Source organism: Collimonas sp. PA-H2, from assembly GCF_002564105.1.
In the GTDB taxonomy this organism is placed as follows: domain Bacteria; phylum Pseudomonadota; class Gammaproteobacteria; order Burkholderiales; family Burkholderiaceae_D; genus Collimonas.
The window spans coordinates 3,326,721-3,352,219 of record NZ_PDBX01000001.1 but is presented as its reverse complement, the minus strand read 5'-3'; the positions used below and the strand labels follow the sequence as shown (position 1 = coordinate 3,352,219).

Below are 25,499 nucleotides of genomic sequence, written 5' to 3'. Positions count from 1 at the left end.
AATGAATAGATTTATTTATGACTTCCAATAACGACACCCTGTTCGCCCGCGCTCAACTGACCACTCCCGGCGGCGTCAATTCGCCGGTGCGCGCCTTCCGTTCGGTAGGCGGCACGCCACGCTTCATCACGCGCGCCGAAGGCCCTTATTTCTGGGACGCCGACGACCGCCGCTACATCGATTACATCGGCTCCTGGGGACCGGCGATTGTCGGCCACGCCCATCCGGTCGTGATAAAGGCGGTGCAGGACGCCGCCGCCCGCGGCCTCAGCTTTGGCGCGCCGACCCAGGGGGAAATCGAGATCGCCGAAGAAATCTGCAAGCTGGTGCCGTCGATCGAACAGGTGCGCCTGGTTTCCAGCGGCACCGAAGCCACCATGAGCGCGCTGCGCCTGGCGCGCGGCGCCACCGGCCGCGACAAGATCGTCAAGTTCGAAGGCTGCTATCACGGTCACGCCGATTCGCTGCTGGTCAAAGCCGGCAGCGGCTTGCTGACCTTCGGCAATCCGACTTCGGCCGGCGTGCCGGAAGATTTCGTCAAGCACACGCTGGTGCTCGACTACAACAATTGCGAACAACTGGAACAGGCTTTCAAGGACGTGGGCGACCAGATCGCCTGCGTCATCGTCGAGCCGGTGGCCGGCAACATGAACCTGGTGAGGGCGACGCCGGAATTCCTGCAAACCATGCGCCGCCTGTGCACGCAATACGGCGCCGTGCTGATTTTCGATGAAGTCATGTGCGGCTTCCGCGTGGCGCTGGGCGGCGCGCAAGCGCTATACAACATCAAGCCCGACATCACCGCGCTGGGCAAGGTCATCGGCGGCGGCTTGCCGGTGGCGGCTTTCGGCGGCCGCGCCGACCTGATGAAGCACATGGCGCCGCTCGGTTCGGTGTACCAGGCCGGTACACTGTCCGGCAATCCGGTGGCGGTAGCGGCGGGCATGAGCACCCTCAAACTGATCCAGGAAGCGGATTTCTACACCAGGCTGACGGCGCAAACCGCCAAGCTGGTGCAGGGCTTGAGCGGCGCCGCCAAGGACGCCGGCGTCACCTTCAGCGGCGACGCCATCGGCGGCATGTTCGGTTTGTATTTTGCAGCAGAAGTGCCTGGCACTTACGCCGCGGTGATGGCTTCCAACAAGGACTTGTTCAACAAATTCTTCCACGCCATGCTGGATGCCGGCGTTTACCTGGCGCCATCGGCATTTGAAGCCGGCTTCGTGTCAGCACAACATGACGACGCCATCATAGACGCTACCATTGCAGCTGCCCGCGTTGCCTTTGCGCAACTGGCTTAAAAATCCGCCACATACCGGTCTAGCCCCCCCGCCTCGTCAGCCACGTCTGGGTGGCTCCGTCTAGGCGACCCCAGCTACGCGCCCCGGTCATTCCCGCGAACGCGGGAATCCATTTTCACTGCCATCTTCAGCAACTTGGATTCCCGCGTTCGCGGGAATGACGACGGACGCAACCAGGCCCACCGACGTGGGTGCGCCCCATTCTTTTTTCAATTCAACCAGCCGCGCCGGCGGAAATACCAAAACGGCGTGATCGCCGAACACACCATCAGCACCAGCGCCAGCGGATAGCCGAGATGCCATTCGAACTCCGGCATGAAACGGAAATTCATGCCGTAGATGCTGGCGATCAGCGTCGGCGGCAGGAACGCCACCGAGGCGACCGAGAAGATCTTGATGATCTTGTTTTGATTGATGTTGATGAAGCCGACTGTCGCATCCATCAAAAAGTTGATCTTGTCGAACAGGAAGGCGGTGTGACCGTCCAGCGATTCAATGTCGCGCAAGATCTGGCGCGCATCTTCAAACTGATCTACGTTCAGCAAGCGTCCGCGCATCAGGAAACTGACGGCGCGACGCGTATCCATCATGTTGCGCCGGATCCGTCCGTTCAAGTCTTCCTCATGCGCCATGGCGCTCAGCGCTTCGGCCGCGGCCTGGTCGGTCAGCTTCTTTTGCAGCACGCGCTGGCTGACCTCGTCCAGCTTCTTGTAGACGCCCTCCAGGGCGTCGGCGGAGTACTCGGCATCTGTCTGGTACAGGTCGAGCAACACGTCCTTGTAATCGCCGATAGAGCCCGGTCGTGAACGCGCGCGCATGCGCACCAGGCGGAATACCGGCAAGTCTTCGCCATGTACTGAAAACAGGATGTTGCGCGCCAGAATGAAGGCGACGGTGACGGTGGACGACGGACCGTCGTCTTCTTCGAACAGGAAATCGGTACGCAGGTGGAGATCGCCGTTTTCCGCTTCGTAATAGCGGGCCGAGGCTTCGATATCCTTGACTTCGTCCTCGCCTGGCAGGGTAACGCCGTAGATGCTCTTGACCCAGGCACGCTCCTGGTCGTTCGGTTCGGTCAGGTCGACCCAGACCGGCTGGACCTGTTGCAGGTCGCTATGGCTCTCGATATTGACCTGGTTGAGCCGGCCGTTTTGCAATACGAATACATTGATCACGCTTACCTCGCAGACTGATTTTTCAGGGAAGTTGCCATGCAGTTTTTTTGCAGTCCGGCAATCCGAGCCTGCTGCAATTTAAACAACTTCCGTCAGGCCCGTATATTAAGGTAATTCCGCAGAACCCATGCGCCGCAAAATCAAACCGGTGCGCTGCGACAGATAAGCCGAGCCGCGATTCTTGTCGTAGAAACGCGGTCGTGGCAACATCACAGCAAGGCGCGCGGCCTGGCTGGCGCCGAGGTTGGTGGCCGAGGTTTTATAGTAGTGTTGGGAGGCCGCCTCGGCGCCGAACACGCCGTTGCCCCACTCCACCACGTTCAGGTAGATTTCGAATATGCGTTCCTTGTCCATCAGGAACTCCAACATATAGGTGATGACCAGCTCCTGCCCTTTGCGCAGATAGCTGCGCTCACCCGAGAGGAACAGGTTTTTCGCCAGTTGCTGGGTGATGGTGGAACCGCCGCGCACCACCTTGCCCTTCTTGGTGTTTTTCTCGTAAGCCTGTTGCAGCGCATCCCAGTCGACGCCGTCATGCTCGGAAAAATTGGCGTCTTCGGAAGCGATGATGGCGCGTTTCAGATTGTTCGAGATGCGCGCATACGGCAGCCATTTGAATTGCAGCTGGGCGTCCGGCACGGTTTCCTGCAGCTCGGACAGACGATGGCGCATGAAGCTGGTGGTGCTTGGATTGTGGTCGACCCACCACCAGATCTGCACGAAAAAATAAACCTGCAGCAGCAAGACCGCAGCGATCAGCAGCAAACATAAACGCAAAAAAATCTTGCCGACTGATTTCATTCTGATTTCCTGCAAATAAGTAATCTGGGCAGCTAGTTGTGCGCGCCTAAAGCTGGGCGCGCAAGGCGGCAAATACAGCATCGGTATGCGGGCGCACGCCGCGCCAGACAAAGAACGCTTCGGCGGCCTGCTCCACCAGCATCCCCAAGCCGTCGCGCACGCGCGCTCCATGCGCCGCGGCGAACTGCATGAAGACGGTAGGCTGGCTGCCATACATCATGTCATAAGCCAGCGTCGCCGGGCTGAATACGCTGGCAGCCAGCGGCGGCAGCTCGGCCTGCAAACTGGCCGAAGTGGCGTTGATCACCAGGTCGAACCCCTGCGTCGCTTGCGCGAAACTGCAGGCGCTCAGGATGCCTGGCTGCTCGCTGTACTGCTGGAACTGCTGCACCAGTTCTTCTGCCTTGGCCAGCGTGCGGTTGGCGATCACCAACTGCGCCGGCCGCTCTTCCAGCAACGGCAGCACCACGCCGCGCGCCGCGCCGCCGGCGCCCAACAGCAAGATTTTCTTGTGCGCCAGGTCAAAGCCGGCATTGCGTACGATGTCTCTGACCAGGCCAACGCCATCGGTGTTATCGCCAAGGATTACGCCATCGTCGAATTTCAGGGTGTTCACTGCACCGGCCGCCTTGGCGCGGGTAGTCAGCTGGTCGGCCAATGCGTAGGCTTCCAGCTTGAACGGCACGGTAACATTGGCGCCACGGCCGCCCTGGGCGATGAACTCCCGCACCGTGGCCGCAAAGCCGTCAAGCGGCGCCAGCAGGTGCGCATAGCGCATGTCCTGGGCGGTGTCGGCAGCAAAGCGGGCATGGATCTCCGGCGATTTGCTGTGGGCGATCGGATTGCCGATCACCGCGTAGGCTGCAAAGTCAGCTGTAAATCCGGCGCCGCTGGTCATTGCGCTCTTCATTGATTTACTCCGCTCATCAGTTGTGCTTCCAGCAGCCCTTCGCGGGTAAATTCGAAAGTGGAAATCACTTCCCACACATCGTCTTTACCGCTGCTTCGCATATTCTCGGGGAAGCGTCCGAACGGCGCCGAGCGCTCGATGATTTTCAAGGTAGCGGCATCGAGGTCGCGATTGCCGGAACCGCGTTCGATGCGGGCGCCGCCCTCTTTGGTATACAGAGAGCCATCCTGGTAAATTGGAATATAGACCACCAGCTTGCCGTACAGGTTCTTGCCATTCTTTTTCGGAAAATTCAAGGTGCCCAGTTTTTCGACACGGTCCTGGAACGCCTTGTAATAAGCCGCGTAGCCGACCGCACGGGTACTCGGCGTGATCTGGGTCTTTTTCGGCCGCTTGTTGTAATCGTCGATATTCTTCGAGATTTCCGCTTCCCTGCGGGCGATCGCCTTGGCGCTTTCGACCAGGTCCCTGCCGCTGGGCTGCGGCGTGTTGTCGCTGGTCTTGTCCTGCACATCCATGGCAGGCATCTTCAAAGGCGTCTGCTTGTTCATCTGCGCCAGCATCTGCTGTTGCTGCTGCTCCAGCTGCTCGATGCGGCGCTGAGCGGCCTGGACATTGTCGCCGTCTTCCGATTTGCGCATGTCCGGCAGCGGCGATTTGGCGCGGCCGGCGTCGGCATTGCCGCCGCCATCCAGGTTGGCTTGCGCCAGCGCCTCAGGCTTGACAGGCTTGGTGTTGTGCTTGGCGTTGACCAGGATCACTTCCAGCGCTGGATCGGTGGGCTTCAGCTTGAAGGCTTCAGGCGCAGCGAAACGCACCGCCAGCAGCGCCGCATGCGCCAATACCGATGCCGCGATGGCGCCGACCAGGATTCGATTTTGAAAAAAGGATTTCACGCGTGTGCCAAAGGTCGCTGTTAAAAGTGAAAAGAGAAACTCGGAGAGGAATTCCGCAAACGTAGAATTCTACAAGGGAAGCATTCTACGACAGAGAGATGCCCGCAGGAAATTTACTGCAGGTCTCCGCTGCCTGATGCTTTCATTCCGTTGCCGGTTTGCTCTCCTGAGTTGCACTCTCGTCATCAGCGGCCGGCGCCACAGCTTCACTCTCCAGCGCAGCTTCCAGCTCGGCTTCGGTGCTCTCGTGCGGCATGTCCATGGCGGCATCCAGTTCCGCAGCCATTTCCTCTTCCTCCTCCGGCTCGTCGAGCTGCTGGCCTTCCGGCGGCGCCGAGACTTCCAGCAAGCGCGCCTCAACCGTCAGGTCGACCTCGTCCCAGCGGATGATGTCCAGCTTGACCTGGGTGCCGCGCGCCAGTTGTTGCATGCCCGGCAATTTGATGATCAGCGGGATTTCGGCCAGCCGCAGGATTTCATCCTTCAGCACTGCGGCTTCAACCTGGCGCGCCTGTTCCTGGCCCAGCCAGCGCAAGCACCAGTAGCGCTCCATGTTCGACTGGAAGTCGCCGTAGCCGGAGTAAGCGGCGTCGAAGCCGGAGACGATCGCGAACAGATCGGCATCGCGCGGCTTGAACGGCGCCACCAGCGGCGCGGCGACGCCGCCTTCGACGCAAGCCAGTATCTGCCACTGGTTGACCAGGTCGGTGTAGCGGCGCAGAGGGGAAGTGCTCCACGCATATTGATCGACCCCCAGGCCCTGGTGGGGCGCGGCGTGCGTCACCATGCGCACCTGCATCTTGGCAGCCCAGCCGCCGCTGCCGCCGCCCTGGGCCCGATAGATGCCGGGCACGCCGTGGTCCGACATCAGCTTGCCCCAGCTGCTGTTGGCGAAGATCATCAGCTCGGCGACAATCTTGTCCAGCGGCGCACCGCGCTTGCGGCGCGCGATAGTAACGACATCGTCCTCGACGTAGAAATTGAAATCGACGCGGTTGTTCTGCTCTGGCCGCAAGCCGAAGCCTTCGCGCTTGGCCATGCGGCCTTGCTCCAAAACCTGTATCCATTTCCACAACACGGCGATATCGGCCTTGTGCGGATAGTCGCCGGCGTCGTTGGCCAGATTCTCTTCCGTCACCAGTTCGTCCAGCGTGTTGTGGCGGAGGTTGGCGGAAATCGGCACCAGCTCGGCCTTGGTTTCCGTTCCGATCAAGCTCCAGTCGGCCGGATTCAGCGTTGCGTACAACGACAGCGCCGGGCAGCTCTTGCCTTCCGCCAGTGTGAACGCTTCCACCAGTTCGTCCGGCAGCATGGTGATTTTGTCACCCGGCATGTAGACGGTCGACATGCGCGCCCGCGCGATCACGTCCAGAGGATCGCCGCGCTTGATGCCCAGGCCCGGTGCGGCGATATGGATGCCGATGCGGACATTGCCGTCAGCCAGCGTCTGCACCGACAAGGCATCGTCGATTTCCGTGGTGGTGACGTCATCGATGGAGAATGCCTGCACCTGCGCCAAGGGCAGATCGGCCACCGCCGGGATGGCGATCTTGGGAAAGCCCGCACCCTTGGGGAAAAATTCCAGCAAGAATTTGGACAGGTGCAGCTGCTTCGGCGAAGCAATGCCGCCGACCGCCAGCATCAAACGCTGCGGCGAAGTCTGCAATTCGTTGCAGGCCGCCTCCAACGCCTTGTATTCGAGGCTGTTCTTGTCCGGCTTGAACAACAGTTGCAGCGCCAGCGGCTTCATCACCTCCGGCAGCTGGCCGGCCTTGAGCTGGTCGACATAGCCGGCCTGGATCAGCGCTTGCTGCCGTTTCTTTTCGATCCCAGCCTGGGCCGCCCTCAGCGATGCTTCCGGCGCGGCCTTGTAACGGCCCTTGCCCTTTTTATAAAAGTAGATCGGCGCGGTGTGCAGGCTCAGCAGCAAACCGGCAGCTTCCGCCGGCAAGGGCGCATGGCCGAAATACTCGACGCCCAGTTCGGCAAAGCCGAATTCTTCCTGGCCCGCGACTTCCCACAGGAAATCGAGCTCCATGCCTTGCGCGATCTGCTTGGCTTCATCCAGCAGATCCTGCGGCGTCGGTGAAGTAAATTGCAACAGTACGTCCTTGGCTTTCACCTTGCTGCGTTTGCCCGTTGGCAGTTCGACCTGATAGGCCTCGCCTTGCTGCGACAGTACGGCACCTGCTTTAAAGTCGCCGGACTCTTCAAAAAATAGATTCATTGCATGCGCTTTACTTGTGAATTTCTGTGTGGATTTCTGATGATATCGCTGCCAGCACTGAGTGCTTACTATCTTGCAGCGCCAAAGGAAAGTAATTGATGGGCCGGATGGATATGCCGGGATAGATCGGAAGAAATGGAAAAACCAGCGGACAGCACCTTGATATCTGGCCGCGCTCGCCGCAATTCCTCGATCTCGGGGAAAAATACTTCTGTCACCAGCATGATGCCGGTCTTGCGCCGGAAGGCCGAACGCCTGGCCCACAGTGGATAAGCGAAACTGTCGACGCCGCTGGCAGCGGCCATTCGTTGCGCCAGCGGATGACCGCCATACAGGCGCGCATATTGCAACTGTCCGCGCATCACCAGCGGATCGCCAAACAGAGTCGAGCCAAGTGAGCGCTCACCCAGACTGCTGAAGAACGGCCATTCGGTGGTGGTCGCATCCAGCGCCAGCACCGTGTGGCCCAGCACCATGGGACGGCCGTCGCAACGCAGCAGCACATCGCGTTCCTGCACCTGCTGGCGGCGCGCCAAGCCGATCGCCTGCCATTCTTCGGCCAGCGGCAGCGCCCGCTGCTGGCGCAGGCGCTGCACCCGGAACTGCTGACAGTGCGCCATCAGCTTGTAGGTCAGCGAGACGCGATCGGTCAGCCAGTCGCGCATATTGACGGACGGCGCTACACCGTTGGCGTGGTCGTGCCATTTGGCATGGGGTGTCATCGTGTTCCCGATCCCGCCGCCATGCCGCAAAAAGCCAGCACCTCATCGGCATATGCGGCAAATTCGCTGATGCCATGATCGCTGCCCTGGATCACCAATTGCCGGGCTTGCGGGTAATGGCCAACCATTTCATGCCAGTCCAGCACTTCGTCGCCGGTGGCGGCAATCAGGAAATAGCGTTCTGGCTTGCTGATGACGTCAACCTGCAGTGCTTGCAATTCCGCCATGTATTCGCGCTTGAACTCGAACGGCTCATTGGAATGATATTGAGTGCTGACGCCGACATACTGCTCGAGGTCGCGCGGCGGCTTGACGGCCGGATTCAGCAGCACCGCGCGGCAGCCGCTCTGCTGCGCCAGCCAGGTGGCATAGTAGCCGCCCAGCGAAGAGCCGATCAGCGTCAGCCGCGCCGGGTCGACATCGCGCACCAGCTCCTGCGCCAGCGTGATCGCAGCCGCGGGCGAGGCCGGCAGCTGCGGACACAGGTATTCATCGGCCCGCCCCAGCAGCCGCATGCGTTCGGCCAGCAAGCGCGCCTTGAACGATTGCGGCGAAGAGCGGAAACCGTGCAGATACAGGATCATTGGGCAGCCAGCGCCGTCAGCAGTTTCTGGTGGACGCCGCCGAAGCCGCCATTGCTCATCACCAGCACCTGGTCGCCTGGCTGCGCAACCTTGACGATCGCCGCCACCAGCTGGTCCAGCTCATTGTAAGTACTCGCTTTGGCGCCAAGCGGCTGCAGCGCTTCGGCTAGGTTCCAATCCAGGGCATCCTTGCCGCTGCCCTTGGCGCCGTAGCCGAACACCAGGTCGGCTTCGTCCAGGCTACCCGGCAGCGCATCTTTCATGGCGCCCAGTTTCATCGTATTGGAACGTGGCTCCAGCACCGCCAGGATGCGGGCCAGGCCGGCTTTCTTGCGCAAGCCGGCGACGGTGGTGGCGATAGCGGTCGGATGGTGGGCGAAATCGTCGTACACGGAAATATCCCTCACGACGCCGCGCAACTCCATGCGCCGTTTGACATTCTCGAAGCGCGCCAGCGCGGCAATCGCCTGCGCCGGCGGCACGCCGACATGGCGCGCCGCGGCAATCGCCGCCAGCGCATTCATACGGTTATGCTCGCCGCTCAGCTCCCATTGCACACGGCCTTGCAGCTCACCATTGAAACGTACCTCGAAATGGCCGTTGTCCAGCGTCGTCAGCGACCAGCCTTGCTCACCGTCGCCGCCGAACAATTCCTTTTCGCTCCAGCAGCCGCGTTCCAGCACCCGCTGCAAGGCCGGTTCGCGAGCGTTCACCAGCAGGCGGCCGACGCCGGGCACGGTGCGCACCAGATGATGGAACTGGGTTTCTATGGCCGCCAGGTTGGGGAAAATATCGGCGTGATCGTATTCCAGGTTGTTCAGGATGGCCGTCTTGGCGTGGTAATGGACAAATTTGCTGCGCTTGTCGAAGAATGCCGTGTCGTACTCATCCGCTTCGATCACAAAGAACGGCGACGCGGCGGCGCCAGCCTGGCCCGACAGGCGTGCCGAAATTCCGAAATTCATCGGCACGCCGCCGATCAGGAAACCCGGATCGTAGCCGGCGTCTTCCAGGATCCAGGCCAGCATGGCCGATGTCGTGGTCTTGCCATGCGTGCCGGCAACTGCCAGCACCCATTTGTCGCGCAGGATATGCTCACCGATCCATTGCGGTCCGGAAATATAAGGCAAGCCGCGGTTCAGAATTTCTTCCATCAGCGGATTGCCGCGCACCACCACATTGCCGATCACGTACAGGTCGGGCTGCAAGGCGATCTGCTCGACGCCAAAGCCCTGGATCAGCGCGATTCCCTGGGCCTCAAGCTGGGTGCTCATCGGCGGGTACACATTGGCATCGCAGCCGGTGACTTTATGTCCGGCCTGTTTAGCCAAGACCGCCAAACCGCCCATAAAGGTGCCGCAGATGCCAAGGATATGAATGTGCATTCTTGAGTTTCACTATTCTGAAAAGAGGGAATACCGTGATTTTACCTGAGCGGCCGCTGCCGCCGTTAGCAGCGCGTTCAAAAAGTGGGGTGGGGTCGCGGATTTGCGCGGTTCGCCTGCATGCACCACATGCGCATCCATCACCCAGCAGGAGAAGCGACTATCAATAGGGATTTACACATTGAGATATCATGGCGATCATGGCATCCAATCTCTCACCCGAACTAGAACAGCTGCGCGCAGAAATCGCGGCGGCGGCGGCACGCATGATCGCCGAGGACGGCGCCGACTATGGCACCGCAAAACGCAAGGCGCTGGAACTGTGCGTCGGCAGCAATCGCGGCCGCAGCGGCAGTTTCATGCCAGATAACGCCCAGATTGAAGACGAAGTACGTTTATATAACGAACTGTTCTTCGCCGACACACAGCCGGCCCGGCTCTTGCACCTGCGCCGGCTGGCGGCGGAAATCATGGGCGAACTGGCGCAATTCAGGCCCTACCTGACCGGCGCGGTCCTGAATGGGACTGCCGGCGAACACTCTGACATTTACCTGCATTTGTTCGTAGATAGTCCGAAAGACGTGGAAATTTTTCTTTTTAACAAGAACGTGCAATTCGAACTGTCCTCCAGCCCCTCCCTTAAAAGTGGGGGTAATAACGACCCGGTGGAAACTGTGAGTTTCATGTATAAGAAAGAGGGTATCCATCTCACCCTATATGAAACTGACGATTTGCGCGGTAGTATCAGGGCCGCGTCCGGCAAACGGGCTGAACGCGCCGATCTGAATGCAGTGCTGGCGCTGATCAACAAAGAAGAAAATTAATGAAAAGAAATATTTTTATATTTGTGCCGATTGCGCTCTTATTTTGCGCGATCGGCGTGTATTTCGGCATACAGCGCAATACCCCGACCGCCCCCGAGAACGCCGCAGTGGCCGCGCTGTTTGCACAGGAAATACCGGATGCCGGCGGCAAAGCCAGCTCCCTCGCGCAATGGAAAGGCAAACCGCTGGTCGTCAATTTCTGGGCGACCTGGTGCGCACCCTGCGTGGAAGAAATGCCGGAACTGAATGCCTTGCAGGGCGAGATAGCCGCGAAAAATATTCAAATTATCGGGATCGGTGTCGATTCTGCTGATAACATCGCGAAATTCGCCGAGAAATACAAAATCTCCTACCCCCTGTATGTGGCCGGCACCGGCGCCACCGTACTGCTGCGGCAGTTCGGCAACCAATCCGGCGGCCTGCCCTTTACGGTCTTGATCGGGCGCGACGGCGAGGTGAAGAAGATGTATCTTGGCAGCATTAAATTCGATGAACTGCGGAAAGATTTGTCCCTGCTGTAAGAGCGAAGCTTATTCAAAAAAACAATTAACAATGCCGCGCTGAAATTTCACAGAAACAAATTTTCCCTTGCCAGTCAGCGTCATTTGACGGCAAAATGCGCCATCGTCGTCAAACGGAGCATCATCTCCATGGCAAAAAATATACTTCTACTCAACGGACCCAACCTGAATCTATTGGGAACAAGAGAGCCAGAAGTCTACGGTTCAACCTCGCTGAGCGATGTTGAACAAGCAGCTCGGGTCCAGGCTACCGCCGCTGGCGCCCGGCTTGTGCACTTCCAGAGCAATCACGAAGGTGCACTGATAGACCGCATCCATGCGGCCAAGGCAGAAGGCATCGACGCTATTGTCATCAACCCCGGCGGGCTGACGCATACCAGTGTGGCCTTGCGGGATGCGCTGAGCGGCGTGGCGATTCGTTTTGTCGAAGTCCACATCTCGAATATCCACCAGCGGGAAGCGTTCCGGCATCACTCATATTTATCCGATGTCGCTGTCGGTGTCATTTGCGGCCTGGGCGTGGATGGCTATCGCGCCGCAATTGATTTTGCCATTAAGAAACTCTAGTTGACATCCCAAAGCATTACAGTAATCTGACGTTTTTGCAAAATCACTGCAACTGCGTTGATCTGCATGTTAAAAAACGAAAAATAGCTTTTCATAATTTATATATTCTGAAGGATTGCACATGGATTTGAGAAAACTCAAAACGCTGATCGACCTGGTCGCGGAGTCAGACATCGAAGAACTTGAAGTCACGGAAGGCGAAAGCAAGGTCCGTATCGTCAAGTCGTCTGCATCCCAGCAGAACCAGGTTGTCATGATGCAACCACAGGCACAGCAGCACCCTGCCCAATACCAGGTCGCCGCGCCAGTCGCCGCGGCAGCGCCGGTGGAAGCAGTGGCCGCCGTACCGGAAGGCCATATTGTCAAGTCGCCTATGGTCGGCACCTTCTACCGCTCGTCGGCTCCCGGCTCGCCGGCATTCGTCGAAGTCGGTTCGGAAATCAAGGAAGGCGGCACCCTGTGCATTATCGAAGCCATGAAGCTGCTGAATGAAATCGAAGCCGACGCTTCCGGCGTAGTCAAGAAGATCCTGGTTGAAAACGGCCAGCCGGTCGAATTCGGCCAGCCATTGTTCATCATTGGATAACCCGGCAATCCCGAGTCATCCACAGTAAGACGTAATCTGCACGGCGACATCCGCTTCATCGGGGTTTCGCCGTTCTGGTTACCGGCGCAGGTCTGCCGCACTAGTCATCTGATGCTACGCGAGCCCCGCACCGGCAACCCAAAGTTTGATAACGCTTGACCCATAGCGACACATACCACCTATGTTTGAAAAAATCCTTATCGCCAATCGCGGCGAAATCGCCTTGCGCATCCAACGCGCCTGCCGTGAAATGGGCATCAAGACCGTGATGGTCCATTCCGAGGCTGACCGTGACGCCAAGTATGTAAAACTGGCGGATGAATCGGTCTGTATCGGCCCGGCGCCGTCCAGCCTGAGCTACCTCAACATGCCGGCCATCATCAGCGCCGCCGAGGTGACCGACGCCGAAGCGATCCATCCCGGCTACGGCTTCTTGTCGGAAAACGCCGATTTTGCTGAACGCGTGGAGCAATCCGGCTTTGTCTTCATCGGCCCACGGCCGGCGAACATTCGCCTGATGGGCGATAAAGTATCCGCCAAGCAAGCCATGATCCGCGCCGGCGTGCCTTGCGTTCCCGGTTCGGAAGGCGCGTTGCCGGACGATCCCAAGGAAATCGTCAAGATTGCCCGCAAGATCGGCTATCCGGTCATCATCAAGGCGGCCGGCGGCGGCGGCGGACGCGGCATGCGCGTGGTCCATACCGAAGCGGCCTTGGCCAACGCGGTCACCATGACCAAGACCGAAGCCGGCGCCGCTTTCGGCAATCCGGAAGTGTATATGGAGAAGTACCTGGAAAATCCGCGTCACGTGGAAATCCAGATCCTGGCCGACCAATTCAAGAACGCCGTCTGGCTGGGCGAGCGCGACTGCTCGATGCAGCGCCGCCACCAGAAAGTGATCGAGGAAGCGCCGGCGCCGGGCATTCCACGCAAGGTCATCGAAAAAATCGGCGACCGTTGCGCCGAAGCCTGCCGCAAGATGGATTACCGCGGCGCCGGCACTTTCGAATTCCTGTATGAAAACGGCGAGTTCTATTTCATCGAAATGAACACCCGCGTCCAGGTGGAACATCCGATCACGGAAATGATCACCGGTATCGACATCGTGCAGGAACAGATCCGCATCGCGGCCGGCGAAAAGCTGCGCTTCCGCCAGCGCGACATCCAGCTCACCGGCCACGCCATCGAATGCCGCATCAACGCCGAAGACCCGTTCAAGTTCACGCCGTCGCCGGGCAAGATCCTGTCGTGGCACGCTCCTGGCGGTCCTGGCATCCGCGTCGATTCGCATGCCTATGCCGGTTATTTCGTGCCGCCGCATTATGATTCGATGGTCGGCAAGGTGATTTCCTACGGCTCCACCCGCGAGCAAGCTATCAAGCGGATGCAGATTGCGCTGTCCGAAATGGTGGTCGAAGGCATCCAGACCAACATCCAGCTGCACCGCGAACTGATGATCGATGCCCGCTTCATCGAAGGCGGCACCAACATCCATTATCTGGAGCACAAATTGGCCGAACGGCCGGTAGTGGCCAAGGAAACAGATAAAGCAGTAAAGAAATAAGGATTTTTCACCGCAGGCAATCGGGGCGGTGAAAAATCCATCACACACTGTAAGGCATCTGATGAGCTGGACCGAAATTGTTATTGATGTAGCACTAAGCGACGCCGAGACCCTGTCGGACGCGTTGATGGAAGCTGGCGCCCTGTCGGTCTCGGTCGAAGATGCCGACCTCGGCACTCCCGACGAGCAGCCCTTGTTCGGCGAACCCGGCATGGAGCCGAAAGAAGCGGCCTGGCAGCGCAGCCGCGTGGTGGCCCTGGCCGAGGTCGACGCCGACCATGCCGCCATCGTCAGCAACGCTGCCGCAGCCTGCGGCGTAGCAGTGCCCCCCTACTCTCTGCGTCCGGTTGCGGCGCAGGATTGGGTGCGCCTGACGCAATCGCAATTCGAGCCTATCCATATCGGCAAGAACATCTGGGTAGTGCCAAGCTGGCACCATGGGCACGATGGGCCGGACACCAACAGCCTGATCCTGGAACTGGATCCGGGGCTCGCCTTCGGCACCGGCAGCCACCCGACCACCCGTTTGTGCATGGAGTGGCTGGAAACGAATGTACCTAAGGTGCCGCCGCAAAAACCGCAAACCGTGCTGGACTACGGCTGCGGTTCCGGCATCCTGGCCATGGTCGCCAAGAAGCTCGGCGCCGCCACCGTGATCGGCGTCGACATCGACCCGCACGCCATCGATGCCGCACGTTACAACAGCGAGCGCAATCATTGCGAGGTGGCCTACCATCTGCCGGAAGATTTCAGTAATCATGCAGGACCACAGGTCTACGACATCGTGGTAGCCAATATCCTCTCCGGTCCGCTCAAGCTGATGGCGCCGATGCTGTGCAGCCGTGTTGCGGCCGGCGGCAGCCTGACGCTGTCGGGCGTGCTGGCCGAACAGGCCAACGACGTCATCGCCGCCTATGCGCAATGGCTACCACTGACGGTGTGGGCCGAGCAGGACGGCTGGGTCGCGCTGTCCGGCACCCGCAACACTCCTAACTAAGCCGCACGCCATGGCGCTCGCGACCCAATGTCCACATTGTCAAACCACCTTCCGGGTCGCCAATGACCAGCTGAAGCTGCGCGGCGGCCTGGTCCGCTGCGGCAGCTGCCGCGAAGTATTCAACGGCATCGAACACCTGGTGCGGCCTGAACTGGCTGCCCCCGTGGCTGCACCGGGCGCGGCATCTTCTCCGGAGCAGGAACAGGCCGCAATTGCGCCAGCCGCTACCGCGGCAATTGCCACCCAGCCCCCCGTCAGTCACGCAGCAGTACAAACCCCGCAAGTTGCCAGCGAACCGGCTGCACCGGTTTACATGGAGCCTTTCGCTCCTGAGCCAGAGCCGGAACCGGAACCCCCGCAGGAAACCAGCGCGGCGATTGCCGTAGCGGCCGATCACCCGCTGCCGACCGCAAGCATCGCTGCGCCGGCCAGCGTCCCAGAAGCGAAAACCGCTAGCCCGAGCAGCACCCGGGTCGAAGCCGCCATCGACGGCCTCGAAGAAGACCTGCGCATCGCCGAGGAAACCAGCCAGTCCGCCCCTGCCGATGTCCATCACACGCCGTTCGGCCTGATCAAACCGTCCGCCAGCGAAAGCGGCGAGGAAAGCGCCGACACGCCGGCGCCTAACGTCTGGCATCGTCATGCCGACGACGAGCCGGAAGAACAGATGGCGCGTATGACCTTGATGCATGTCGCCGGACAGGACGACTATACGCTGGCAGCCAAGGAAAAAAATGGCGGGACAGCGGGCAACCACGACGACGACGAACTCGACCGCATCATCGATGAGCTGCAGCGCAAGCCATGGCGTGGCGAAAAGAACGCCGCCGCATCGACATCCGGCGCTGCCGACGGCGTGGAAAGCAGTGGCAAGAAAAAGAACCGCGAGAAGACAGTTGAAGCAGAAGAACCCTTGGCCGATGAACCTGACTTTGTGCTCAGCGCACGACGCCAGCAACGCATCGGCGGCGCCTTGCGCGGTGCCATGTGGGGCATCGGCGCCCTGCTGCTGGTCGGCCTGGTCGGCCAGTCCACCTATTTTTTCCGTGACCAGCTCGCCGCCCGCATGCCGCAGCTGAAGCCGGCGCTGACCAGCACCTGCGCAAAAATCGGCTGCAGCGTCGGCCTGCCCATGAAGATCGACAGCATTTCGTTTGAAGCCAACGAGTTGCAGGCCCTCGATCCGGCGCGCAACCTGTTTTCTCTGAACCTGCTGCTGCGCAACCACAGCGACACCGTGCAAGCCTGGCCCCACATCGAGCTGACCCTCAACGATGCCAACGAAAAGCCTATCGCTCGCCGGGTGTTTACGCCGCATGATTATCTGAATCCATCGGCCAATCTGGCGCAGGGCTTTGCCAGCGACCAGGAACAGCCGGTCAAGGTGACATTCGAGCTGTTGCAGCTCAAGGCTTCCGGTTATCGTGTATATCTGTTTTATCCTTGATTTTTCTGCGCAGGCTAAAGCGCCAACCAGCGAGTGTCCTAAGTCAGGACACTAACTACCTACTTACTTGATATGACCTCTCTCATCTGCGGTTCACTGGCTTTCGACGTCATCATGCAATATCCGGGCAAATTCTCGGATGCGCTGCTGGCAGACCAGTTGCACAAGATCAGCGTCTCCTTTCTGGTGCCGACCATGCGCCGCGAATACGGCGGCTGCGCCGGCAATATCGCCTATAACCTGAAGCTGCTGGGAGGCTCGCCGCAAATCATGGCGACCATCGGCCACGATGGCGGCGACTATCTGCAGCGGCTGGATCAGCAAGGCATTACACGCAAATCGATACGCACCATCGAGTCGATCTATACCGCCCAATGCTTCATCACCACCGACGCCGGCAATAACCAGATCACCGCCTTCCATCCGGGCGCGATGACTTATTCGCACGAAAACAAGGTGGCTGACGCAGGTCCGGTGAAGCTGGCGATCGTCGCTCCGGACGGCCGCGACGGCATGCTGCAGCACTCGGAAGACTGCGTGGCGCAAGGCATTCCGCTGATCTTCGATCCAGGCCAGGGCATGCCGATGTTCAACGGCGAAGAGCTGAAGCATTTCATCGAACTTGCCACCTATATCGCGATGAATGACTATGAAGCGGAGATGCTGGCTGCGCGCACCGGCCTGACGCTGACGCAAATCGCCGAGCGCGTTTCAGCGCTGGTCGTCACGCGCGGCGAACTCGGAGCCGAAATTTACACTGGCGGCAACAAGATCGACATCCCTTGCGTCCAGGCCGAACGGGTCCTGGATCCGACCGGCTGCGGCGACGCCTTCCGTGCCGGCATGCTGTACGGTCTCAGCAACGGCATGGACTGGGCCACTACCGGCCGCCTGTCGAGCTTGCTGGGCAGCATCAAGATTGCCCATCAGGGACCGCAAAACCATGCGCCCAGCCGTGCAGAAATCGATGAGCAATTCCACCGGGTATTTGGTTACCGTTTGTAAAAGTAGCACATGATTTACCATGCCCCGCCGACATACTAGGCGGGGTATGTGAAAAATCAACAGATCCAGCCCCTGCTTTACCTTTAGTCGCCACATACTCCCCTGATCAGCCATTCTGGCGTGATACAAGGCGCGCTTCCCACCCTGAACTTATCTGCTACCCTTAAATCGAACCTGCATTGGTTGCATGGACGGAGGGCATCATGAAAAAATTACTATTGGTCGGCGCAACAGCGCTGGGAGCCAGCCTGCTGCTCGGCGGCTGCGTTGCCGTGCCTTACGGCGGCAACGGCTACTACGGCGGCGATTATTACGGCGGTGGCTATTACGCACCAGCGCCGGTGTATGTGGCGCCTAGCGTCGACATCGGCTTTGGCTACTATGGCGGCCGCGGCTGGGGCGGCCGTGGTTGGGGAGGCAGGGGCTGGGGCGGCAGAGGCTGGCGCTAATAACGGCAACAGTCTGCAAGCTGTATTACCAGCTCGACATTCCGGGTTGAACATGTAATTGGACAACTCTCGCAACTCGCCGCATGATGGTGCTTATCTTTAACCAGGAGTCACCATGAAACGACTGATTGCCACTTTATTGATCTGTAGTTCTGTCGCAGCACCGGCCTTTGCCGCCCTCAAGGCCGGTGACCAGGCGCCCGCATTCACCACCCAGGCCTCGCTCGGCGGCAAGGTGTTCAGCTACTCGCTGGCTGACGAATTGAAAAAAGGGCCGGTAGTGCTGTATTTTTATCCTGCGGCATTCACTAAAGGCTGCACCATCGAAGCCCATATGTTTGCCGAGGCCGTCGACAAATACAAGGCGCTGGGCGCCACCGTGATCGGCGTTTCCGCCGACAATATCGACACCCTCAACAAGTTTTCAGTGAGCGAATGCCGCAGCAAATTCGCGGTGGCCGCGGACACCGATCAAAAAATCATGAAGTCCTACGATTCGGTGCTGCTTTCCAAAACCAGCTATGCCGACCGGGTTTCTTATGTGATCGCGCCGAACGGCAGCATCGTCTACGAATACAGCAGCATGGATCCGGACAAGCATGTCGCCAATACCTTGCAGGCGCTGGAACAGTGGACTGCAAAACAGAAGAAATAATGACTTTGAAATAAAAAAGCGCGCTGGCAACAGCGCGCTTTTTTCATGGCTCGACCTGATCCGCCGTCAGCCGGCCACCTTGCGCCGGTGACCCTCAAGATTAGGCAGGAACATCGCCAGCAAGCCGATCAGCGGCAGGAAAGAACATACCTGGTAAACGAAGCCGATGCTGGTCATGTCGGCCAGCTTGCCCAGCGCCGCGGCGCCTATGCCGCCCATGCCGAAGGCAAAGCCGAAGAACAGGCCGGACACCGTACCTACCTTGCCCGGCACCAGTTCCTGGGCGAACACCAGGATCGCCGAGAAGGCCGACGCCAGGATCACGCCGATGATCACGGTCAGGATGCCGGTCCAGAACAGGTTTGCATAGGGCAGCATCAGGGTGAACGGCGCCACACCCAGGATCGAAACCCAGATCACCAGCTTGCGGCCGATCTTGTCGCCGATCGGGCCGCCCAGCACGGTGCCGGCCGCCACCGCAAACAGGAATACGAACAGATGCAACTGCGCCGCCTGCACCGACAGCTGAAATTTATCGATCAGGTAAAACGTGAAGTAGCTGCTGAGGCTGGCCATGTAGAAATACTTGGAGAAGATCAGCAGCAGCAGGATGCCGATGGAAAACATGACCTTCTTGCGCGGCAGCGCCACGTAGTGATGCTGCGCCTTGGCCGGCTTGCCCTTGGCTTCCAGGCGCTTGCGCTTGTACCAGTTGCCGATCTGCCACAGCACCAGGATCGCCAGCAATGCCGCGCCGGAAAACCAGGCGATGCTGCTCTGGCCGTGCGGAATCACTACCCACGCCGCCAGCAACGGCCCCATCGAGCTGCCGGCATTGCCGCCGACCTGGAAAATCGACTGCGCCAGGCCATGGCGGCCGCCTGAGGCCATGCGCGCTACCCTGGACGATTCCGGATGGAAGATGGAAGAACCTGTGCCCACCAGCGCTGCCGCCAGCAACAGGATGCCGTAGCTGGGCGCGACCGATAGCAGCAGCAGCCCGACCAGCGTAAAGCCCATGCCGAGCGCCAGCGAATAAGGTTTCGGATGCTTGTCGGTGTACAGCCCCACCAGCGGCTGCAGGATCGATGCCGTAATCTGATAAGTCAGGGTGATCAGGCCGATCTGTGCAAAGCTGAGATTGAAGTTCCCTTTCAGCAGCGGATAGATCGACAGGATCAGCGACTGGATCATGTCGTTGAGGAAGTGGGCGAAACTGATGGCGCCGAGTACGCGGAAACCGGTTTTCTCGGCATCCTGCGACCCTAGCGCGGGGGAAATCTGCTTGGCAGCGGTTTGCATGGCGATGAACTGAATAGTTGGGAAGAAGCGCAAACAAAAAGAACAACAAAACGGCCAGGCTGCAGCCGGACTACTGCTTATCATTCGCAAGACTGAAGTGTAAGCAAAAAACGGAAGACTGTTTTAAGATAGGAAGACATAATTTGTCGCATTTCCGCCAACTTCATCTATCTCCATGCCTGCGAACATTCTGACCCACACCACCATAGGCTTGCTCGATGTAGTGCCCGACGCCCGCCATCCGGTGCGCCTGCGCGCCCGCGACCTGGGCGCCGCAAAGTTGCTGCCTTCGCATTCCCATCCCTGGGGTCAGGTCACCTACGCACCGGAAGGCGTGCTGCGGGTCACGGTCGGCAACAGCACCTGGATTGTGCCGCCGCTGCGGGCGATCTGGATTCCGCCGCAGCTGGAGCATGAAATCGCCACCATAGAAAAATCGCAATTGCGCGCCTTGTACATCCACGCCGACGCCAACCCGTTCGCCGGCCAGGAATGCATAGTGCTGGAAGTCTCGACCCTACTGCGCGAACTGATCGCCGCCCTGACCGAGGCCGACGTCGACAGCGTGCGCGAATCGCTGCTGACACAATTGATCCTGGACGAGCTGGTGGCGGCCAAGACACCGGGGATACGGGTCGCCTTGCCCACCGAGAAACGCTTGCAGGCCATCTGCCAGGCCTTGATCGAGGCGCCCGACTCCGGCCTGACGCTGGCCGCCTGGGCGGATCAGGCCGGGGCTTCGGAAAGGACGCTGGCGCGCCTGTTCGAGAAGGACCTCGGCATGACCTTCGGCCAATGGCGGCAGCAGGTGCGGCTGGCGCATGCCGCGCCGATGATCGCGCGCGGCATGCCGCTGTCGCTGGTCGCGGCCGAACTCGGCTACGCCAGCCAGTCGGCGTTTTCCGCCATGTTCAAGAAAACCTTCGGACAGTCGCCGTCGACTTTCTTTGCGCCGAAAAAAGCAGGGCCTTCCGCTTAATCAACGCTACGCGAACTGCTGCAGCTGCGCGCGCAAGGCCGGGCTCGCCCTGGTCATCGGCGCCCGCAGCTCGTCGCTGATCCAACCCTGCTGCGCCAGCAGGGCCTTCACCGGAGCCGGGCTGGCTTCGGCAAACATCAGGCGGATCAATGGCGCCAGTTCATGGAAGATGGCGCGCGCGTCATGCAGGCGCTGCTCGCTGACGGCGCGATATAAAGCGACAAAACGCTGCGGCTGCACATGCGCCGAGGCCGCGATCGCGCCGCTGCCGCCCATGCACAAGGTATTGAAAACGTTGCCGTCTTCGCCCGCCAGCACTTGCAGGCGGCCATCGGCAATCAGGGCCTGGGTAGTGGCAGGCGAGCCGGAACAGTCTTTCACCGCCTGGATTTGCGGATGCGCCGCCAGCGTCAGCAGGGTCTGCAGTTCGATCTGCACGCCGGTGCGGTAAGGGATGTCGTATAGCACCAGCGGCACGGGGCTGGCGTCGGCAAGGCTGCTGAAATGATCGAGCAGACCTTGCTGCGAGGGCCGCACATAGTAAGGCGCCGGGATCAGGAAGCCGGCGATGGCGGCCGCGCTGAGATGCAGCAGGTTTTCACGCAGCTGGCCGCTATGATTGCCGGCCAGGCCGACAACCACGGGCAAGCCGGCGGCGGCTTCGACGACGGTGGCGACTACGGCACGCTGTTCAAGCTGGTCCAGCGCCGCGGCTTCGCCGGTGGTGCCGAGCGCCACCAGGCCGCTCACGCCGGCCTCGGCGTAACGATGCACCAGCTTGCGCAAGGCGGCGTGATCCACCTGCCCGTGGCAAAACGGCGTCACCAGCGGCACCCAGATACCAGTAAAAATCGACATGACAAAACTCCTCAAGAAATTGACCGTTTAGGGTCCGTTCAGAGGTGCGAGGGAGTTTGCCTGCGGGATAATTTACCGAGAGCCTGCTGTTCCGTCGCCCATCTGACGGAACAGCGCGCTCCGGTCAGATGAGCTGCTGTTTTTTTGCTTTGACAACGCGGCACAATGCCGCTGCGCTGATAGCGGCAGCCTGGCATGTGGAAGGAAAACTCTGCGTTGTCATTGTTAATGATTGTAATGTTATGCCAGCTCAGCGCCAAGCGGCTTATTGCGGAACCGTATCCTTGAACGACTGCCGTTCGGACAGTTTCTCGAACAGCCTGGCCAACGTCGGATAATCTTCGCGCCAATTGATTTCCGGGAAGCGGAAACTGATCCAGCCCAGCGCGCAGCCCACCGCCACGTCAGCCAGCGAATAATGCGTACCCGAGCAAAACGGCTTTTCCGCCAGGCCGGCAGACATCGCTTTCAGGCCGGCGTCGATCTTGCGCTGCTGGCGGTCGACCCAAGCCTGGCTGCGCAACTCCTCCGGCCGTTGCGTGCCTTCCAGGCGAATCAGCACGCCGGCTTCCAGCACGCCGTCGGCGAGCGCTTCCCAGCATTTGACTTCGGAACGCTCACGGCTGTTGATCGGGATCAGCTTGCCGACCGGCGTCAAGGTATCGAGATACTCGACGATCACGTGCGAATCAAACATGGCGCCGCCATCTTCCATTACCAGGCAAGGCACCTTGCCCAGCGGGTTGGAAGCCTGGATCTTGGTATCAGGCGCCCACACATCCTCCAGCACAAAGTCGTAATCAAGCTTCTTCTCCGCCATCACGACGCGGACTTTGCGAACAAAAGGACTACCCAGGGAACCGATTAGCTTCATATGTCACTTATGGTAAAAAATGTTGGCTGATTATAGCATTCGACATTGGCGACTTTGTCCATTGCCAACCAGGCCCGTGCGCAAAGCGGCATATTTACCACGGTGCAAATGGTAAAATTCGGTTTCGCTTGTTTTTGCCTGGCGTTGTTTCATTTTGCATTATGGAAACTATCGCCGCGCCAGCCTTATCTTGATCCACCCGTCATCCACCTCTATAGCCGTCACTATCATGTCTCTTACCACGCTTTCCGCCCTGTCCCCGCTGGATGGCCGCTACGCTGCCAAAACCGACAAGTTGCGCCCGATCCTGTCCGAGGCCGGCTTCATGCACCACCGGGTCAAGGTTGAAATTGCCTGGCTGCAAGCATTATCCAATGCCGGCTTTGCCGAAATCAAGCCTTTCTCGGCCAGCGCCGGCGCCCTGCTCGACAAATTGGCAAGCGATTTCAGCGAAGCCGATGCGGAGCGCATCAAGGCCATCGAAGCCGTCACCAACCACGACGTCAAGGCCGTAGAGTACTGGCTCAAGGAACAGGTCAAGGACGTGCCGGAACTGGTGGCGGCGTCGGAATTCATCCACTTCGCCTGTACCTCGGAAGACATCAACAACACCTCGCACGGCATGATGCTGAAAGCGGCGCGCGACACCGTATTGTTGCCAGCCTTGCAGCAGCTGATCGCCAAGCTGACTGAGTTGGCGCATACCAATGCCGAACTGCCGATGATGTCGCGCACCCACGGCCAGCCGGCCAGCCCGACCACGCTCGGCAAGGAAATCGCCAATGTCGTGGCGCGCCTGCAACGCGCGGTCAAGCGTATCGCCGGGGTGGAAATCCTGGGCAAGATGAATGGCGCGGTCGGCAACTACAATGCCCACCTGTCCGCCTATCCTGACTTTGACTGGGAGAATTTCTCCAAGGACGTGATCGAACAGCGCCTGGGCCTGACATTCAATCCCTACACCATCCAGATCGAGCCGCATGACTACATGGCCGAGCTGTTCGACGCCATCAGCCGCAGCAACACCATCCTGCTCGACTTGAACCGCGACATCTGGGGTTATATCTCGCTGGGTTATTTCAAGCAGCGCACCAAGGCTGGCGAAATCGGTTCTTCAACCATGCCGCACAAGGTCAATCCGATCGACTTTGAAAACTCCGAAGGCAACCTGGGCATGGCCAACGCCGTGCTCAAGCATATGTCGGAAAAGCTGCCGCTGTCGCGCTGGCAGCGCGACCTGACCGATTCCACCGTGCTGCGCAATATCGGCGTCGGCCTCGGTTATGCCATCCTGGCTTACGACAGCTGCCTGCGCGGCCTGAACAAGCTGGAAGTGAATCCGGCGCGCCTGGGTGAAGACCTGGATGCAACCTGGGAAGTGCTGGCCGAGCCGGTGCAGACCGTGATGCGCCGCTACGGCATCGAGAATCCCTACGAGCAGCTGAAAGAACTGACCCGCGGCAAGGGCATTTCCAAGGATGCGCTGCGCGAGTTCATCCTCAAGCTGGAAATCCCGCAGGAAGCCAAGGATCATCTGCTGGCGATGACGCCGTCCAACTACATCGGACATGCGGCGCTGCTGGCGAAGAAGATCTAAGTAACCGCAACAAAAAAATGGCTGCCAGGCCGGCAGCCATTTTTTTTCCTGTAAAAAACCAGCCCGCAGGCTTAATGCTGTTCAGTTAGGGCAGAACGACATGGCGTAGGGTGGGCACTCCGTGCCCACGCAGTATCATGGATATTCGTGTCCCTGACATTCGTGCCCCGGCTATGCGCCCCGGCCCGTCCGCGTGGGCACGGAGTGCCCACCCTACGAGTTCCGCAAATAAAAATGCCGTTCAGTCTTAACTGAACGGCATTAAGCCCGCAGGCTGGTTTTCTTATTGCTGCAGGCGCTTAGACCACCGCGCCGTCGACGTCATCCTTTTCCTTGATCGGCTTGATCATGTCTTCACGCTTGACGCCCAGCCACATTGCCACCGCAGCCGCCACGAATACTGAAGAGTAGATGCCGAACAGAATACCGATGGTCAGGGCCAGTGCGAAATAGTGCAGCGCCGGACCGCCGAACACGAACATCGACAACACCATGATTTCAGTGCTGCCATGGGTGATGATGGTACGTGAAATGGTGCTGGTGATTGCATGGTTCATGACATCGGCCACCGCCAGCTTGCCGAAGCGGCGGTCGCGGAAGGTTTCACGCACGCGGTCGAACACCACCACCGATTCATTCACGGAGTAGCCCAGCACCGCCAGGATCGCCGCCAGTACCGTCAGCGAGAATTCCCACTGGAAGAAGGCGAAGAAACCGAGAATGATCACCACATCGTGCAAGTTGGCGATAATCGCCGCTACCGCATATTTCCATTCGAAGCGGATGGCCAGGTAGATCATGATCCCGATCACCACGAACAGCAGCGCCATCAAGCCGTCATGCGCCAGCTCGTCGCCCACCTGCGGGCCGACAAACTCAGTGCGCTTCAGGGTCACGTCGGCGTCCTGCTTTTGCAAGGCAGTCAGCACCGTGGCGCTTTGCGCAGCCGAGTCTTCACCCTTCTTGGCCGGCAAGCGGATCATGACGTCTTGCGCGGTGCCGAAGTTGGTGACCTGATTATCGGTATAACCGAGACCTTCGACCGTCTTGCGGATGCTCTCGATATTGGCCGGCTTGGAATAAGCGACCTCGATCACCGTACCGCCGGTGAATTCGATCGACAGATGCAAGCCTTTCGAGAACAGGAAAAATACGGCGAATACAAACGTCAGCGCCGAGATTGCATTGAATATCAATGCATGGCGCATGAACGGAATATCTTTTTTGATACGGAAAAGTTCCATCACATTCCTTTTGGTTCACACCACTGGTT

General features: G+C 59.5%; 25 protein-coding genes. 13 read left to right on the top strand and 12 right to left on the bottom strand.

From position 1 onward, the window contains the following. Positions 1-17: 17 nt before the first annotated feature. Complete coding sequence (gene hemL / locus BCF11_RS15355) at positions 18-1,301, top strand: glutamate-1-semialdehyde 2,1-aminomutase (RefSeq protein WP_098495496.1); 1,284 nt, start codon at positions 18-20, stop codon at positions 1,299-1,301. Between the two features lie 209 nt (positions 1,302-1,510). Here hemL and corA read toward each other — a convergent pair whose 3' ends face one another. The 8 genes from corA to mpl form a co-directional block, all read right to left on the bottom strand. After that, a complete protein-coding gene (gene corA / locus BCF11_RS15350) occupies positions 1,511-2,476 on the bottom strand; it encodes a magnesium/cobalt transporter CorA (RefSeq protein WP_061937375.1) in 966 nt (321 codons plus the stop codon). A gap of 105 nt (positions 2,477-2,581) precedes the next feature. Beyond that, positions 2,582-3,277, bottom strand: coding sequence for a monofunctional biosynthetic peptidoglycan transglycosylase (mtgA, locus tag BCF11_RS15345; RefSeq protein WP_098495495.1), 696 nt, complete (start codon positions 3,275-3,277; stop codon positions 2,582-2,584). Positions 3,278-3,323: 46 nt separating this feature from the next. Continuing rightward, positions 3,324-4,187, bottom strand: a complete 864-nt coding sequence (gene aroE / locus BCF11_RS15340; protein WP_233212496.1) for a shikimate dehydrogenase — start codon at positions 4,185-4,187, stop codon at positions 3,324-3,326. After that, a complete protein-coding gene (locus BCF11_RS15335; protein WP_098495493.1) occupies positions 4,184-5,083 on the bottom strand; it encodes a TonB C-terminal domain-containing protein in 900 nt (299 codons plus the stop codon). Before BCF11_RS15335 ends, aroE begins: the two co-directional genes overlap by 4 nt. A gap of 142 nt (positions 5,084-5,225) precedes the next feature. Then, positions 5,226-7,310 carry a ribonuclease catalytic domain-containing protein gene (locus BCF11_RS15330; RefSeq protein WP_098495492.1) on the bottom strand — a complete coding sequence of 695 codons (2,085 nt, stop codon included), beginning with the start codon at positions 7,308-7,310 and terminating at the stop codon, positions 5,226-5,228. Positions 7,311-7,378: 68 nt separating this feature from the next. Beyond that, positions 7,379-8,032 (bottom strand): chorismate lyase, encoded by a 654-nt coding sequence (locus BCF11_RS15325; protein ID WP_098495491.1) that lies wholly within the window; start codon positions 8,030-8,032, stop codon positions 7,379-7,381. Continuing rightward, the gene (locus BCF11_RS15320; RefSeq protein ID WP_098495490.1) at positions 8,029-8,616 is read right to left on the bottom strand and encodes a YqiA/YcfP family alpha/beta fold hydrolase; all 588 of its coding nucleotides are present in this window, start codon (positions 8,614-8,616) and stop codon (positions 8,029-8,031) included. Before BCF11_RS15320 ends, BCF11_RS15325 begins: the two co-directional genes overlap by 4 nt. Next, complete coding sequence (gene mpl, locus BCF11_RS15315) at positions 8,613-10,001, bottom strand: UDP-N-acetylmuramate:L-alanyl-gamma-D-glutamyl-meso-diaminopimelate ligase (RefSeq protein WP_098495489.1); 1,389 nt, start codon at positions 9,999-10,001, stop codon at positions 8,613-8,615. Before mpl ends, BCF11_RS15320 begins: the two co-directional genes overlap by 4 nt. Positions 10,002-10,192: 191 nt before the next feature. Here mpl and BCF11_RS15310 point away from each other — a divergent pair, with 191 nt between their 5' ends. The 10 genes from BCF11_RS15310 (at position 10,193) to BCF11_RS15265 (ending at position 18,616) form a co-directional block, all read left to right on the top strand. Continuing rightward, a complete protein-coding gene (locus tag BCF11_RS15310; RefSeq protein ID WP_098495488.1) occupies positions 10,193-10,825 on the top strand; it encodes a hypothetical protein in 633 nt (210 codons plus the stop codon). Then, a complete protein-coding gene (locus BCF11_RS15305) occupies positions 10,825-11,346 on the top strand; it encodes a TlpA disulfide reductase family protein (RefSeq protein ID WP_098495487.1) in 522 nt (173 codons plus the stop codon). The genes BCF11_RS15310 and BCF11_RS15305 overlap by 1 nt, the downstream gene beginning before the upstream one ends. Before the next feature lie 129 nt (positions 11,347-11,475). Further along, positions 11,476-11,913 carry a type II 3-dehydroquinate dehydratase gene (aroQ, locus tag BCF11_RS15300; protein WP_098495486.1) on the top strand — a complete coding sequence of 146 codons (438 nt, stop codon included), beginning with the start codon at positions 11,476-11,478 and terminating at the stop codon, positions 11,911-11,913. Between the two features lie 121 nt (positions 11,914-12,034). Further along, positions 12,035-12,499 (top strand): acetyl-CoA carboxylase biotin carboxyl carrier protein, encoded by a 465-nt coding sequence (accB, locus tag BCF11_RS15295; RefSeq protein WP_098495485.1) that lies wholly within the window; start codon positions 12,035-12,037, stop codon positions 12,497-12,499. A 181-nt stretch (positions 12,500-12,680) separates the two neighbouring features. After that, positions 12,681-14,063, top strand: coding sequence for an acetyl-CoA carboxylase biotin carboxylase subunit (gene accC, locus BCF11_RS15290; RefSeq protein ID WP_061937343.1), 1,383 nt, complete (start codon positions 12,681-12,683; stop codon positions 14,061-14,063). A gap of 61 nt (positions 14,064-14,124) precedes the next feature. After that, complete coding sequence (gene prmA, locus BCF11_RS15285; protein WP_098495484.1) at positions 14,125-15,060, top strand: 50S ribosomal protein L11 methyltransferase; 936 nt, start codon at positions 14,125-14,127, stop codon at positions 15,058-15,060. A gap of 10 nt (positions 15,061-15,070) precedes the next feature. After that, positions 15,071-16,507 (top strand): DUF3426 domain-containing protein, encoded by a 1,437-nt coding sequence (locus BCF11_RS15280; RefSeq protein ID WP_098495483.1) that lies wholly within the window; start codon positions 15,071-15,073, stop codon positions 16,505-16,507. Positions 16,508-16,579: 72 nt separating this feature from the next. Continuing rightward, on the top strand, positions 16,580-17,512 hold the full coding sequence (locus BCF11_RS15275) for a carbohydrate kinase family protein (protein WP_098495482.1): 933 nt from the start codon (positions 16,580-16,582) through the stop codon (positions 17,510-17,512). Positions 17,513-17,715: 203 nt separating this feature from the next. Continuing rightward, on the top strand, positions 17,716-17,961 hold the full coding sequence (locus BCF11_RS15270) for a hypothetical protein (protein ID WP_098495481.1): 246 nt from the start codon (positions 17,716-17,718) through the stop codon (positions 17,959-17,961). Between the two features lie 115 nt (positions 17,962-18,076). Next, the gene (locus BCF11_RS15265; protein ID WP_098495480.1) at positions 18,077-18,616 is read left to right on the top strand and encodes a peroxiredoxin; all 540 of its coding nucleotides are present in this window, start codon (positions 18,077-18,079) and stop codon (positions 18,614-18,616) included. Positions 18,617-18,682: 66 nt separating this feature from the next. Here BCF11_RS15265 and BCF11_RS15260 read toward each other — a convergent pair whose 3' ends face one another. Next, on the bottom strand, positions 18,683-19,918 hold the full coding sequence (locus BCF11_RS15260; protein ID WP_098495479.1) for an MFS transporter: 1,236 nt from the start codon (positions 19,916-19,918) through the stop codon (positions 18,683-18,685). Between the two features lie 175 nt (positions 19,919-20,093). Between BCF11_RS15260 and BCF11_RS15255 the strand changes: the two genes are divergently transcribed. Beyond that, positions 20,094-20,897 carry a helix-turn-helix transcriptional regulator gene (locus BCF11_RS15255; RefSeq protein ID WP_098495478.1) on the top strand — a complete coding sequence of 268 codons (804 nt, stop codon included), beginning with the start codon at positions 20,094-20,096 and terminating at the stop codon, positions 20,895-20,897. Between the two features lie 6 nt (positions 20,898-20,903). Here BCF11_RS15255 and dapA read toward each other — a convergent pair whose 3' ends face one another. Next, positions 20,904-21,755 carry a 4-hydroxy-tetrahydrodipicolinate synthase gene (dapA, locus tag BCF11_RS15250; RefSeq protein ID WP_098495477.1) on the bottom strand — a complete coding sequence of 284 codons (852 nt, stop codon included), beginning with the start codon at positions 21,753-21,755 and terminating at the stop codon, positions 20,904-20,906. Between the two features lie 265 nt (positions 21,756-22,020). Beyond that, positions 22,021-22,629: a glutathione S-transferase N-terminal domain-containing protein gene (locus BCF11_RS15245; protein ID WP_098495476.1), complete on the bottom strand. Its 609-nt coding sequence runs from the start codon at positions 22,627-22,629 to the stop codon at positions 22,021-22,023. Positions 22,630-22,858: 229 nt separating this feature from the next. Here BCF11_RS15245 and purB point away from each other — a divergent pair, with 229 nt between their 5' ends. Further along, on the top strand, positions 22,859-24,226 hold the full coding sequence (gene purB, locus BCF11_RS15240; protein WP_098495475.1) for an adenylosuccinate lyase: 1,368 nt from the start codon (positions 22,859-22,861) through the stop codon (positions 24,224-24,226). Positions 24,227-24,525: 299 nt separating this feature from the next. Here purB and secF read toward each other — a convergent pair whose 3' ends face one another. Further along, on the bottom strand, positions 24,526-25,470 hold the full coding sequence (gene secF, locus BCF11_RS15235) for a protein translocase subunit SecF (protein WP_098495474.1): 945 nt from the start codon (positions 25,468-25,470) through the stop codon (positions 24,526-24,528). Positions 25,471-25,499 lie beyond the last annotated feature (29 nt).

Excerpts from the sequence above, each read along its gene's own strand:
- hemL (WP_098495496.1), top strand. The coding sequence starts at position 18 with ATGACTTCCAATAACGACACCCTGTTCGCCCGCGCTCAACTGACCACT.
- mtgA (WP_098495495.1), bottom strand. The coding sequence starts at position 3,277 with ATGAAATCAGTCGGCAAGATTTTTTTGCGTTTATGTTTGCTGCTGATC.
- aroE (WP_233212496.1), bottom strand. The coding sequence starts at position 4,187 with ATGAAGAGCGCAATGACCAGCGGCGCCGGATTTACAGCTGACTTTGCA.
- BCF11_RS15330 (WP_098495492.1), bottom strand. The coding sequence starts at position 7,310 with ATGAATCTATTTTTTGAAGAGTCCGGCGACTTTAAAGCAGGTGCCGTA.
- BCF11_RS15325 (WP_098495491.1), bottom strand. The coding sequence starts at position 8,032 with ATGACACCCCATGCCAAATGGCACGACCACGCCAACGGTGTAGCGCCG.
- BCF11_RS15320 (WP_098495490.1), bottom strand. The coding sequence starts at position 8,616 with ATGATCCTGTATCTGCACGGTTTCCGCTCTTCGCCGCAATCGTTCAAG.
- mpl (WP_098495489.1), bottom strand. The coding sequence starts at position 10,001 with ATGCACATTCATATCCTTGGCATCTGCGGCACCTTTATGGGCGGTTTG.
- BCF11_RS15310 (WP_098495488.1), top strand. The coding sequence starts at position 10,193 with ATGGCGATCATGGCATCCAATCTCTCACCCGAACTAGAACAGCTGCGC.
- BCF11_RS15305 (WP_098495487.1), top strand. The coding sequence starts at position 10,825 with ATGAAAAGAAATATTTTTATATTTGTGCCGATTGCGCTCTTATTTTGC.
- aroQ (WP_098495486.1), top strand. The coding sequence starts at position 11,476 with ATGGCAAAAAATATACTTCTACTCAACGGACCCAACCTGAATCTATTG.
- accB (WP_098495485.1), top strand. The coding sequence starts at position 12,035 with ATGGATTTGAGAAAACTCAAAACGCTGATCGACCTGGTCGCGGAGTCA.
- accC (WP_061937343.1), top strand. The coding sequence starts at position 12,681 with ATGTTTGAAAAAATCCTTATCGCCAATCGCGGCGAAATCGCCTTGCGC.
- prmA (WP_098495484.1), top strand. The coding sequence starts at position 14,125 with ATGAGCTGGACCGAAATTGTTATTGATGTAGCACTAAGCGACGCCGAG.
- BCF11_RS15280 (WP_098495483.1), top strand. The coding sequence starts at position 15,071 with ATGGCGCTCGCGACCCAATGTCCACATTGTCAAACCACCTTCCGGGTC.
- BCF11_RS15275 (WP_098495482.1), top strand. The coding sequence starts at position 16,580 with ATGACCTCTCTCATCTGCGGTTCACTGGCTTTCGACGTCATCATGCAA.
- BCF11_RS15270 (WP_098495481.1), top strand. The coding sequence starts at position 17,716 with ATGAAAAAATTACTATTGGTCGGCGCAACAGCGCTGGGAGCCAGCCTG.
- BCF11_RS15265 (WP_098495480.1), top strand. The coding sequence starts at position 18,077 with ATGAAACGACTGATTGCCACTTTATTGATCTGTAGTTCTGTCGCAGCA.
- BCF11_RS15260 (WP_098495479.1), bottom strand. The coding sequence starts at position 19,918 with ATGCAAACCGCTGCCAAGCAGATTTCCCCCGCGCTAGGGTCGCAGGAT.
- BCF11_RS15255 (WP_098495478.1), top strand. The coding sequence starts at position 20,094 with ATGCCTGCGAACATTCTGACCCACACCACCATAGGCTTGCTCGATGTA.
- dapA (WP_098495477.1), bottom strand. The coding sequence starts at position 21,755 with ATGTCGATTTTTACTGGTATCTGGGTGCCGCTGGTGACGCCGTTTTGC.
- BCF11_RS15245 (WP_098495476.1), bottom strand. The coding sequence starts at position 22,629 with ATGAAGCTAATCGGTTCCCTGGGTAGTCCTTTTGTTCGCAAAGTCCGC.
- purB (WP_098495475.1), top strand. The coding sequence starts at position 22,859 with ATGTCTCTTACCACGCTTTCCGCCCTGTCCCCGCTGGATGGCCGCTAC.
- secF (WP_098495474.1), bottom strand. The coding sequence starts at position 25,470 with ATGGAACTTTTCCGTATCAAAAAAGATATTCCGTTCATGCGCCATGCA.